The organism is Mycolicibacterium anyangense (genome assembly GCF_010731855.1).
In the GTDB taxonomy this organism is placed as follows: Bacteria; Actinomycetota; Actinomycetes; order Mycobacteriales; family Mycobacteriaceae; genus Mycobacterium; species Mycobacterium anyangense.
The window spans coordinates 5,400,115-5,411,928 of sequence record NZ_AP022620.1; the positions used below are offsets into that span (position 1 = coordinate 5,400,115).

Sequence of the window (11,814 nt, forward strand, 5' to 3'; positions counted from 1 at the left end):
CCCCGACCGTAAGGTGATACCGCCGGTACCGCAAGGTAGGTTTTCACCCGTGATCGTGACGACCATCAACGTCAACGGGGTGCGCGCCGCGGTGCGCGAGCGTTCACCGGAGAACCTCGGCCTGCTGGACTGGCTGACCAACACCAGCGCCGACGTCGTGTGCCTGCAGGAGACTCGGGCCGATGACGACCAGCTGGCGCAGGCCCTGGCGCCGGCCATTGCCGACGGCTGGCACCTGGCCTCGGCCGAACCGCACCTCAAGGGCCGCAGCGGCGTCGCCGTGCTGTCTCGCACGCCGTTCTCTGCGGTCCGGATCGGGCTGCCTGCAACCGAATTCGAGTTGCACGGCCGCTATCTCGAGGTCGACATCGCCGATGTGACAGTCGGCAGCGTGTATGTGCACACCGGGGAGGCGGAGACCGAACGCCAGTTGGAGAAGGAACGGTTCATGTCCGCCATGGCCAAGCGGATGAGCGAGCTGACCGCCGACGGGCGTGACGCGGTGATCTGCGGGGACTGGAACATCGCCCACACCGAGAACGACATCAAGGCCTGGAAGGCCAATGTGAAGAAGGCGGGCTTCCTGCCCAGCGAGCGGCAGTGGCTCACCGAGGTCATGGAGTCGGGCTGGGTCGACGTGATGCGCACGCTGCACCCCGATGTGGCCGGCCCGTACAGCTGGTGGTCCTGGCGTGGCAAGGCCTTCGACAACGACGCGGGTTGGCGCATCGACTACCACCTGGCCAGTGAAAGCCTGGCCGCCCGCACAGTGACGGGACGGGTGGAGAAGCCGGCCGCCTACGCGCTGCGGTGGTCCGACCACGCGCCGGTGACCGTCGAGTTCGGCTAGGCCGGACAGCCCTCCCGCGTCGATCTGCCCAGCCCCGCATTCTCGATCGCGGCGTCCACCTGGTCGAGAACCCGCGGATCCCACGGCAGGGCAGTCTCTTTCGGGAGGTTGCTGACCATCGACACGTAGTCGCTGTGGGTGTCGTCGACACGGTGGCAGGTCCGGTGTGGCAATACGGAATCGTCGATGTCGGCCGCCAGCGCGCTGCGCAACGCGACGATCCCGTCATTGGGCCACACCCGCGCATCGCCGGGACGGTCGAAGCGTGTCCCGCCGATCAGTGTGACGGGGATGTCGTCGAGGACACCGGCCTGAAAGGTGTTCCAGCCGTTCAGATAACCGGCGGCAAGCTCGTGTGCGGAACCCGACGGGTACGCCTTCGCGATATCCCTGTCGTAGCCACGCATCTGGTCCTGGCAGAACTGATCGCCGCCGCAGGCGCTCAACGGCACCGCCCCGTCTGCGAAGTCCGCCAGATACGAACCCTGCCAGGGTGTTCCGATGGTGATGAGTGAGCGGACCTGCACCGGTGAGCCGGTGGCGGTCAGGGCCCGGATCGCCGAGCGGGCATAGAGCCCACCCATCGAATGGCCGACGAGATCGATCTCGTTGACGCTCTTGGTGCTGTGCAGGTGTTCGATGAAGCGGGCCAGGTGCTCGCCGGCCAGATCGATGCTGCCGGTGCTGTCGATGGTCATGGTGTCGGGTAGGGGAGCGGGGCAGGATCCGAAGGCGCCGAAGCCGGTCTGGTTGAGCACCTGTCCGGGGCCGGCGTGGGCGGGTGCGGTGTAGACGGTACGGCCCGCGGTCAGCAGGTGCTCGCGGATGGCGGTGTCGGCGCTGCCTGCGGAAAGGCCGGTGGCGCAGGCACTCTCCGGCGTGGTGAACGGGCTGTTGCTGGCCAGGCCGGATACCACGACCACGGCGCGCGAGCCGTCCGGGCGGGCTGCGGTGGTGCTGGCTTTGCCGCCGCATCCGGCCAGCAGGAGCAGGCAGGCCGCCCCCGCCAGCAGCCGGCGCATCAGCTCGGGCAGCCTTCGCGGTTGGGGGTCTCCAGCTCCTTGGGGGCGCCTTCGATCGCCTTGTGCACGGTGTCGAGCACCTGCGGATCCCAGGTCAGCGCCGTCTTCCAGTCCAGGCCGACCAGGTTGGAGACGAAGATGCTGTGGGTGTCGTCGAAGGTGTAGCAGCGGCGGTGCGGGAGCACCGGATCGCTGATGTCCTTGGCAAGCGCACTCTGCAATGCGACCAGGCCGTCATTGGGCCAGACCGTCGGATTCACGGTGCCGGTGGTCTTGTCGGGGTTGAACCGCTTCCCGGCGATCAGCACCACCGGGATCTTGTCCAGCACACCGGATTGGAATTCGTTCCAGCCGTCCTTGCCCATCAGGTAGGCCTGGTTGACTTCGCGTCCGGAACCGGACATCAGCCGTTTGACCTCGTCGGCCATGGCCTTCATGGCGTTCTCGCAGACCTTGTCGCCCTGGCAGTCGCTCAGCGGGGTCAGGCCGTTGGCGTAGTCCGACAGGTAGGAGCCCTGCCAGGGCGTGCCCAGTGTGGTCAGTGAGCGCACCTTCACCGGCGAGCTCGTCGAGGTCAACACCCGGATCGCCGCCCGCGAGTACAGCCCGCCCATCGAATGCGCTACCAGGTCGACTTCGTTGACACCCTTGTCGGTGTGCAACCAGTTCAGGAACCTGGCCAGGTGCTCGCCGGCGGTGTCGATACTGCCCTGGGAGTTCACGGTCATGTTCTCCGGCAGCGTCACCGGGCACACGCCGAACGGGCCGAAGCCGGTCTGGTCGACGACCTGCCCGCGGCCGGCCATGGCCGGGGAGGTGTAGACCGCGTAGCCCTGCTTGAGCAGATACTCGCGCAGGGCGGTGTCGGTGTTGCCGGCCGCCAGTCCGGTCGCGCACGCCTGGTCAGGGGCGGTGTACGGACTTGTCGCGTCCCCGCCGGAGACGATCACCACCGCGGTCGACGCCGGTCGCTTGTCGGGACCGCTGCTGCCGCCGCCGCAGCCCGCCAGGATGACAACCAACGCCGAGAGAACCACTGCCAGTGCGCGCACGAGCAGGATGCTAGCCCTGAAACCGCTCGTGACAGGATTGAACCATCATGAGCACCTCACCGCGTCGTGTCGTCTTCTCCGGTGTCCAGCCGACCTCCGACTCCCTGCACCTGGGTAATGCCCTTGGTGCCATCAAGCAGTGGGTGGATCTGCAGGACGACTTCGACGCCTACTTCTGCGTGGTGGACCTGCACGCGATCACCGTGCCGCAGGACCCCGCGACGCTGCGCCATCGCACTCTGGTGACCGCCGCTCAGTACCTGGCGCTGGGCATCGACCCGGCGCGGGCGACGATCTTCGTGCAGAGCCACGTGCCCGCCCACACCGAGCTGGCGTGGGTGCTGGGCTGCTTCACCGGTTTCGGCCAGGCCTCCCGGATGACCCAGTTCAAGGACAAGTCCCAGAAGCAGGGGGCCGACGCCACCACGGTCGGGTTGTTCACCTACCCGGTCCTGATGGCCGCCGACGTGCTGCTCTACGACACCGACCTGGTGCCGGTCGGTGAGGATCAGCGCCAGCACCTCGAGCTGGCCCGCGATGTGGCCCAGCGGTTCAACGCCCGTTTCCCGGACACCTTCGTGATCCCGGACCCGATGATCCCCAAGGTCACCGCCAAGATCTACGACCTACAGGACCCGACTGCCAAGATGAGCAAGTCGGCGGCCACGGACGCCGGGCTCATCGCGCTGCTCGACGACCCGAAGGTGTCGGCCAAGAAGATCCGCTCGGCGGTCACCGACAGCGACCGCGAGATCCGCTACGACGTGGCGGCCAAGCCCGGCGTGTCCAATCTGCTGTCGATCCAGTCCGCGGTCACCGGAGTCGACGTCGACACCCTGGTGGCCGGGTACGAGGGCCGCGGGTACGGCGATCTGAAGAAGGACACCGCCGAGGCCGTCGTCGAATACGTCACGCCGATCCAGCAGCGGGTGAACGAGCTGCTGTCCGATCCCGCCGAACTGCAGGCCATCCTGGCTGCGGGTGCGCAGCGGGCCTGTGAGGTGTCTGCCAGGACCATCGGACGGGTATACGAAAAGATAGGGTTTTTGCCGACAAGTTCGTGATACCCGCAGGAGGCTGGCATGGCGGATCCGGCCAAACCGGGCATTCTCGACCGGTTGCGGGCGCGCTACCCATGGTTCGACCACGTGATGCGGGCCCAGCAGCGCTACGACAAGACCAAGGGCGACTTCTACGCCGCGGGCATCACCTACTACACGATCTTCGCGCTGTTCCCGCTGCTGATGGTGGGCTTCGCCGCCGCCGGCTTCGTCCTGGCCAGCCGCCCGCAACTGCTCACCGATATCGAAAGCCGGATCAAGTCAACGGTTTCCGGTCAGCTCGGTGAGCAACTGATCACCCTGATGGATTCGGCGATCGCCTCGCGCACCTCGGTGGGTGTGATCGGCCTGGCGACGGCGGCCTGGGCCGGGCTGGGGTGGATCTCGAACCTCCGGGAAGCGCTGAGCCAGATGTGGGGCGAGCACCGGGGTGAGCCGCTGAACTTCGTCCGCACCAAGCTGTCGGACCTGGTGGCATTGGTGTCGGTCTTCGTCGTCATGATCGCCACCGTCGGCCTGACCGCCCTGGGGGATCCCGGGGTGATGGCCAAAGTGCTGGATTGGTTTGGCATCCATGACGTTCCCGGCCTCAATACCGGTCTGCGGATCGCGTCGATCCTGATGTCATTCCTGGTCGCCTGGATGCTGTTCACCTGGATGATCGCGCGGATGCCGCGGGAGTCGGTCAGCTTCCGGTCCAGTGTGCGGGCGGGTCTGCTGGTGGCGGTGGGCTTCGAGATCTTCAAGCAGGTGGCCTCGATCTACCTGCGCTCGGTGGTGCACGGCCCGGCCGGGGCGACGTTCGGCCCGGTGCTGGGTCTGATGGTGTTCGCCTACATCACCGCGCGGCTGGTCCTGTTCGCGACGGCGTGGGCGGCGACGTCGGCGGACAACGTGCGTGAGGCCAAGGTGCCCGCTCCGGCGCCGGCGGTGATCAACGTGCGGGTAGGACCCGACGAGGGGCTCTCGACGCGGCAGTGGCTCGGCGCGCTGGGCGTGGGTGCACTAGGCGCGCTTGGGCTTTCGCGGCTATGGCGGGGTGGGCGCTAGGGCCGGCAGAATTCCGGGGCATGACACTGTTGCCCGCCTCTCAGCGACTCTTGGTCCCCGCGGAGACTGCGGATATTGCGATCGTGTCAGTCGCGTAGGCGGACGTTGACATGCCATCCCAAGTTGACTGCCACAGTCGCTCAGAGGCGGGCACTGATGGTGCCACCCGAGAAACGCCCCGCCGATCTACCGCCCGCGCACCGGCCGGCGATTGACCGAGCGGGCACCCATGATCAGCAGGAACACGATGACCGTGCCGACCACCGCCACGCCGATCCGCACCGGCATGGCATCGGCGGCCGGAAGCAGCGGTGCGGCAGTCGCTTTGACGGCATCATCGTCGGGCTTCGGCGGCTTGAGCGACGGATCCGGATCGATCAGGTTGCCGACCGTGGTTCCGCGCGGAGTGGCGAACCCGTAGTCCAGCAGATGCGCGGCCTGCTCCCACGGCGCGATCGGCTGACGGGTGCCGCGCAGCAGCACCGCCACCAGCCGGCGGCCGTCGCGCTGAGCGGCACCGACAAAGGTCTGCCCGGCGTCATCGGTGTAGCCGGTCTTGCCGCCCAGCGCTCCCGGGTAGTTGGTCAGCAGCTTGTTGTCGTTCTCCAGCTGGTAGGCCGGATGGTCGCCGTCCTCGCCCGGCTTGGCCGGATGCCCGGGGAAGTTGTAGTCCTGGGTGGCGACGATGTTGGCGAAAGTCGGGTTCTGCCAGGCATATCGGTAGAACAACCCGATGTCATAGGCAGAGGTGCTCATACCCGGTCCATCCAGACCGGACGGCGTGGCCGCGCGGGTATCGGCGCCACCGAGCTTGCGGGCCAGCACGTTGATCTTCTGCACCGTGGTGTCCATCCCGCCCAGCTGGGCGGCCAGCGCGTGCGCGGCGTCGTTGCCGGAGTGCATCAGCAGACCGTGCAGCAGGTCGTTGACGGTGTAGTGCCCGCCGACGTCGACACCCACCCGGGTGCCCTCGGCGTTGGCGTCGTCCTGGGTGCCCTCGACCATCTTGTTCAGCGGCAGCTCGTTGATCGCCTGCATCGCCGCGAGCACCTTGATGATCGAAGCCGGACGGTGCCGCGCATGCGGGTCGCGGGCGGCGATGATCTCGCCGGTATCCAGATCAGCCACCAGCCAGGACTCGGCCGAGACATCGTCGGGCACCGGCGGGGTGTTCGGCGCGACGATCACCCCGCAGCTGGCCAGGGCGTCACCGCCGACCGGCTTGGCCGGCACCGGCAGCGGCAGCGGCGGGTCTCCGGCCTGGGGGACCTCGGAGGAGTCGACAGCAGGTGGGGTCGTCACCTTGTACGGGCAGGTGTTGGGATCCGGTGCCGCGTTCGGCTCGGCCCACGCGATCGCGGGCGTTCCCAGGACGCAGACGGCCGCGACCAGCGCGGAAGCACTGCGCAGCAAGGTTCTCGAGGTCGACATCGCCTCGAAGGGTAGGGGAAACCAGGCCCGAAACCGGGAAGCCGCGCTGTGACTGTTGTGGTTATTGATGCAATTGTTAGCTCGGCAGCGCGCAGTGCGCGACGGCCGGATGACCGATGGTGGCCAGCCACAATCGCCCCTCGCGTTCCACCAATCCGGTGACGAGGCCGAAGTCCGGATGCGTCATGTGCACCCCGGAGACCGCTGCGCCGGTGTCGGGATCGAAGGCCACCGCCCACACCGTCGGGGTGATCTGCGGCTGTAGTGAGTCCGGCAGCTTCCACAACCACGTGCGCAGTCGCGGGGAGCGAGGGGAGAGGAAGTCGGCCGCCGCGTTACGCGCCGACACCATGGCACACCAGATCCGGCCGTCGGCACCCGTCGAGAGGTTGTCGGGCATCCCGGGCAAGTTCACCGCCAACGGCGTGACGGTGCCGGCCCGCGGTCCGCTCAGCCAGTACTTCGACAGTCGCCTGGCCTGCGTCTCGGCGAACACCAGAGCCGAGAAGTCCACCGTCGGCGTCAGACCGTTGGCGAAGTACAGATGCTCGAGCACGGTGCTGACCGTGCCGTCCGGGTCGAGCCGGTACAGGCCGCCGTCGCCGCGCGACTCGAAGATCGCGCCCTTGAAGTGCTCGAAGCTGAACTTCGCCGTCGACTCGGTGAAATAGATTGAGCCGTCCGGCAATTCGACGACATTGGAACAGAACTGCAGCCGCCTGCCGGCTACCGAATCACACAGCACCTCGATGTCACCGGTGCCGCGGTGCATGGCCACCAGACCGCCCGGGCTGGTGCAGATCAACAGCCGCCCGTCGCGGGCCACCGTCATGCCCAGCGGCCGGCCCGCCGTCGTTGCGATCGTGGTGGTGCCGCCATCGGGGTCGATGCGCACGACGCGACCGTCGACCAGACCGGTCCACAGCGCGCCGTCCGCGTCGACGACGATGTCTTCTGGTTGATCACCCGGCAGCCCGACGATCGTCAGGTCGGCCGGCCCGAACTCGGGCAGCGGCTGCACCGGTGGCGGCTGCCACCGAACCGGATCGATCGCGGGCTTGCCGGCGGCGCTCACAGCAGCCGGCTGGCCTCGCCGAGCACGCGGTGCAGGATGTCGTAGATCTCGTTGAACTCCTTGGGACCGGAGATCAGCGGCGGCGCCAGCTGCACGACTGGGTCGCCACGATCGTCGGCGCGGCAGTACAGCCCGGCCTCGAACAGAGCCGCCGACAGGAAGCCGCGCAGCAGGCGCTCGCTCTCGTCGTCGTTGAACGTCTCCTTGGTGTCCTTGTCCTTCACCAGCTCGATGCCGTAGAAGAAGCCCTCACCGCGGACATCGCCGACGATCGGCAGCTCCTTGAGCTGCTCGAGGGTGGCGCGCAACACCGGAGCGTTGGTCTTGACGTGGTCGTTGATGCCCTCGCGTTCGAAGATGTCGAGGTTGGCCAGCGCCACCGCCGACGACACCGGGTGCCCGCCGAAGGTGTAGCCGTGCCCGAAGGTGGTCTTGCCGTCGTTGAACGGCTCGAACAGCTTGTCGCTGGCGATCATCGCGCCGATCGGGGAGTAGCCCGAGGTCATACCCTTGGCGCAGGTGATCATGTCCGGCTGGTAGCCGATGTCCTCACAGGCGAACATCGAGCCGATCCGGCCGAAGGCACAGATGACCTCGTCGGACACCAGCAGCACGTCGTATTCGTCGCAGATCTCGCGGACCCGGTCGAAGTATCCGGGCGGCGGCGGGAAGCAGCCACCAGCGTTCTGCACCGGCTCGAGGAAGACGGCGGCGACGGTCTCGGGGCCCTCGAACTCGATGGCCTCGGCGATCCGGTCGGCGCAGTACTGGCCCCAGGCCTTGATGTCGGTGTCGAACGGCGCGGGCGCGCGGTAGAAGTTGGTGTTGGGCACCCGGAATCCGCCGGGGGTCAACGGCTCGAACGGCTTCTTGAAGTCCGGCAGGCCGGTGATGGCCAGCGCGCCCTGCGGGGTGCCGTGGTAGGCGATGGCCCGCGAGATCACCTTGTACTTGCCTGGCTTGCCGGTCAGCTTGAAGTACTGCTTGGCCAGCTTCCAGGCGCTCTCGACGGCCTCGCCGCCACCGGTGGTGAAGAACACCCGGTTCAGATCACCGGGGGCGTAATTGGCCAGCCGGTCGGCCAGTTCGATCGCCGGCGGCGTGGCATAGGACCACAGCGGGAAGAACTCCAGGGTCTCGGCCTGCTTGGCAGCGGCTTCGGCCAGCTCCTTGCGGCCGTGACCGGCCTGCACCACGAACAACCCGGACAGGCCGTCGAAGTACTTCTTGCCGTGGCTGTCGTAGATGTAGCAGCCTTCGCCGCGGGTGATGATCGGCGGTGTGATGCCATGGCCATGCCGGGCGAAGTGACCCCACAAATGTCGGTCCGCCTTGGCGGACAATTCCGCCGTCACGTCTTCGCTCAGTACTGTCATCGGGTACCCCAATTGTATTGTTGTTTAACCAGTTTCAGGTAGACCAGCGTCTCGGTAGAGGTCACGCCGGGTACCGCGCGGATTTCTTTGTTGAGCAACTCGAGTAGCTCGGCGTCGTCCTCACACACCACTTCGACGATCGCGTCGAAGGTGCCCGCGGTGAGCACGACGTAGTCCACGGCCTCGATCTGGGCCAGCTTGTCGGCGACTTTGGTGGTGTCACCGGTGCAGCGGATCCCGATCATCGCCTGCCGGGCGAATCCGAGTTGCATCGGATCGGTCACGGCGACGATCTGCATCACCCCGGAGTCGATCAAGCGCTGCACGCGCTGGCGCACCGCCGCTTCGGACAAACCGACGGCCTTGCCGATACCGGCATAGGATCGTCGCCCGTCCTGCTGCAGCTTTTCGACGATGGCCTTGGACATCTCGTCGAGCTGGGCCGACGCTGCCGCACCCGCCCCGACGGTGCGGACGGGAAACCGGTTGGTCGGTACACCCGAGTCACGCATGCCCATGATTGTGCACGGAATCCGTTGTTTTAAGCAACGGGATCGATGAAATTGGTCGTCAGCACCCACCTTGAGTGTGGGAATGCGTAGCACGGCCTCGCATGGTCGGTTACCGTTGCCGTGTGACTGCACTGACCTCTGACAAGACCAGAATTGTGCCCAGTAGCTGGATCGATGGCGCCCCGGTCGTGACCAGCGGAACCACCCACCAGGTGATCAACCCGGCCAACGGCTCCACGGTCGCCGAGTTGGCCCTGGCGACCGCCACCGACGTCGACGCCGCGGTCGCCTCTGCTCGGGCCGCCCTGCCCGGCTGGAAGAACGCTACCCCGGCGGAGCGCTCCTCGGTCTTGGCCAAGCTGGCCGAGCTCGCCCAAGCGCATGCCGATGAGATCGCCGCCGAAGAGGTGTCCCAAACCGGCAAGCCGGTTCGGCTGGCCACCGAGTTCGACGTCCCGGGCAGCATCGACAACATCTCCTTCTTCGCCGGCGCCGCCCGCCACCTCGAGGGCAAGGCCAGCGCGGAGTACTCCGGGGACCACACCTCGTCCATCCGCCGCGAGGCGGTCGGCGTGGTCGCCACGATCACGCCGTGGAATTACCCGCTGCAGATGGCGGTCTGGAAGGTGATTCCGGCGCTGGCCGCGGGGTGCTCGGTGGTGATCAAACCCGCTGAAATCACCCCGCTGACCACGCTGACACTGGCACGGCTGGCCACCGAGGCCGGCCTGCCCGACGGCGTCTTCAACGTCGTGACCGGCTCGGGCATCGACGTCGGTACGGCATTGGCCGGACACTCCGACGTCGACGTCGTCACCTTCACCGGATCCACCGCCGTGGGCCGGCGGGTGATGGCCGCGGCCGCCGTCCACGGCCACCGCACCCAGCTCGAGCTCGGCGGCAAGGCGCCGTTCGTGGTGTTCGAGGACGCCGACCTCGACGCCGCGATCCACGGTGCGGTGGCCGGCGCACTGATCAACTCCGGCCAGGACTGCACGGCGGCCACCCGGGCGATCGTCGCGCGCAACCTCTACGACGATTTCGTGGCGGGTGTGGCGGAGCTGATGGGCAAGATGGTCGTCGGCGACCCGCAGGATCCTGACACCGATCTGGGGCCGCTGATCTCGGCGATGCACCGCGACCGGGTGGCCACCATGGTCGCCGACGCCCCCAAGGAGGGCGGCCGGGTCGTCACCGGCGGCCAGATACCGGAACTACCTGGCTCCTTCTATCTGCCCACGCTGATCGCCGACGTGACCGAAAGCAGCGAGGTCTACCGCAACGAGATCTTCGGTCCGGTTCTGGTGGCCCGGCCGCACGACGGCGATGACGACGCGCTGCGGCAGGCCAACGACACCGAGTACGGGCTGGCCGCATCGGCGTGGACGCGCGACGTCTACCGCGCCCAGCGCGCGTCGCGGGAGATCAACGCCGGCTGCGTGTGGATCAACGACCACATCCCGATCATCAGCGAGATGCCGCACGGCGGTGTCGGCGCTTCGGGGTTCGGCAAGGATATGAGTGACTACTCCTTCGAGGAGTACCTCACCATCAAGCACGTGATGAGCGACATCACCGGCGTTGCCGAAAAGGGTTGGCACCGAACCATCTTCACGCTGCGTTAGGCGGGTCGTTTCACCCCTGACAGGTGGTGGTGACACAATCCGACGGTGAAGTACGGGCCGGATTGGCAACCCGTCGAGGTTGATTGGACCTCGACCAGAGGCCGCATCCTGCTGTGCTCGGCCAGTCTCTTCGCCCGGCGCGGATTCTTCGGTACCTCCACGCGCGACATCGCCGACGCCGTCAAGATCCGCCAGCCGTCGTTGTTCCACCACTTCGAGGCCAAGCAGGCGATCTACCGGACGCTGGTCGAGCTGGACCTCGGGCCGTCGGTCGCGCGGCTCCGCGGCTACCTGGCCGAGGAGTCGACCTGGGCGGAGAAACTGCACCTGAGCATCGCCTGCGATGTGCGCCAGGCGCTCGACCAGCCGTTCGACTCGCGCGGTCTGTACCAGGACGCGGTCCTGAGCCTCGAAGAATTCGCCGACGAGCGCGCCGGGATCGAGCTCTTCCATGAGCTCGTCGAGCGGGTGGTCCGCGAGGGTTGTGCGGCAGGGGAATTCGTGGCTTTCGAACCCGGATTCGTGCAGCGCGCGATGAACGGTGTGCTGTTCGAGACGCTGCGTGAGCAGGGCGGGCCCGGCGGGCAGGTCCGCGGCCGGCGCCCGCTGGAGGCGGCGGACTTCGTGTTGCGTGCCTTGCTGACCGACCAGGATGCGCTGGGGACATTGCAGGCCACGACCACTGCTCGGCTCGCCGAACTCTCGAATGGAACGGGATAGCGGACAGTCTCGCGCTAGCTGTTGCCTATCAGTCGATAGT

Annotated in this window: 11 protein-coding genes; 5 read left to right on the forward strand and 6 right to left on the reverse strand. The window is 67.2% G+C overall.

All coding sequences use genetic code 11. From position 1 onward, the window contains the following. Nucleotides 1–49: 49 nt before the first annotated feature. On the forward strand, nt 50–850 hold the full coding sequence (locus G6N35_RS25510; RefSeq protein ID WP_163807137.1) for an exodeoxyribonuclease III: 801 nt from the start codon (nt 50–52) through the stop codon (nt 848–850). Here G6N35_RS25510 and G6N35_RS25515 read toward each other — a convergent pair. Further along, nucleotides 847–1,872: an alpha/beta hydrolase gene (locus tag G6N35_RS25515; RefSeq protein ID WP_163807138.1), complete on the reverse strand. Its 1,026-nt coding sequence runs from the start codon at nt 1,870–1,872 to the stop codon at nt 847–849. The genes G6N35_RS25510 and G6N35_RS25515 overlap by 4 nt on opposite strands. Then, the gene (locus G6N35_RS25520; protein ID WP_163807139.1) at nt 1,872–2,924 is read right to left on the reverse strand and encodes an alpha/beta hydrolase; all 1,053 of its coding nucleotides are present in this window, start codon (nt 2,922–2,924) and stop codon (nt 1,872–1,874) included. The genes G6N35_RS25515 and G6N35_RS25520 overlap by 1 nt, the downstream gene beginning before the upstream one ends. A 47-nt stretch (nt 2,925–2,971) precedes the next feature. Here G6N35_RS25520 and trpS point away from each other — a divergent pair, with 47 nt between their 5' ends. After that, nucleotides 2,972–3,988, forward strand: a complete 1,017-nt coding sequence (gene trpS, locus G6N35_RS25525) for a tryptophan--tRNA ligase (protein ID WP_163807140.1) — start codon at nt 2,972–2,974, stop codon at nt 3,986–3,988. Nucleotides 3,989–4,006: 18 nt separating this feature from the next. Further along, complete coding sequence (gene yhjD, locus G6N35_RS25530; RefSeq protein ID WP_163807141.1) at nt 4,007–5,035, forward strand: inner membrane protein YhjD; 1,029 nt, start codon at nt 4,007–4,009, stop codon at nt 5,033–5,035. Nucleotides 5,036–5,221: 186 nt separating this feature from the next. Here yhjD and G6N35_RS25535 read toward each other — a convergent pair whose 3' ends face one another. The 4 genes from G6N35_RS25535 to G6N35_RS25550 form a co-directional block, all read right to left on the reverse strand. After that, the gene (locus G6N35_RS25535; RefSeq protein ID WP_163807142.1) at nt 5,222–6,466 is read right to left on the reverse strand and encodes a D-alanyl-D-alanine carboxypeptidase family protein; all 1,245 of its coding nucleotides are present in this window, start codon (nt 6,464–6,466) and stop codon (nt 5,222–5,224) included. A 76-nt stretch (nt 6,467–6,542) separates the two neighbouring features. Continuing rightward, entirely contained in the window at nt 6,543–7,541 is a 999-nt protein-coding gene (locus tag G6N35_RS25540; protein WP_163807143.1) for an SMP-30/gluconolactonase/LRE family protein, read from the reverse strand. Beyond that, a complete protein-coding gene (locus G6N35_RS25545) occupies nt 7,538–8,917 on the reverse strand; it encodes an aspartate aminotransferase family protein (RefSeq protein WP_163807144.1) in 1,380 nt (459 codons plus the stop codon). Before G6N35_RS25545 ends, G6N35_RS25540 begins: the two co-directional genes overlap by 4 nt. After that, a complete protein-coding gene (locus tag G6N35_RS25550) occupies nt 8,914–9,345 on the reverse strand; it encodes an Lrp/AsnC family transcriptional regulator (protein ID WP_246224709.1) in 432 nt (143 codons plus the stop codon). Before G6N35_RS25550 ends, G6N35_RS25545 begins: the two co-directional genes overlap by 4 nt. 206 nt (nt 9,346–9,551) lie before the next feature. On the opposite strand from G6N35_RS25550, the gene G6N35_RS25555 reads away from it, so the two are divergent. Continuing rightward, nucleotides 9,552–11,054, forward strand: a complete 1,503-nt coding sequence (locus tag G6N35_RS25555; protein ID WP_407664587.1) for a gamma-aminobutyraldehyde dehydrogenase — start codon at nt 9,552–9,554, stop codon at nt 11,052–11,054. A gap of 45 nt (nt 11,055–11,099) precedes the next feature. Beyond that, the gene (locus G6N35_RS25560; RefSeq protein ID WP_163807146.1) at nt 11,100–11,774 is read left to right on the forward strand and encodes a TetR/AcrR family transcriptional regulator; all 675 of its coding nucleotides are present in this window, start codon (nt 11,100–11,102) and stop codon (nt 11,772–11,774) included. The last annotated feature ends 40 nt before the right edge of the window (nt 11,775–11,814 follow it).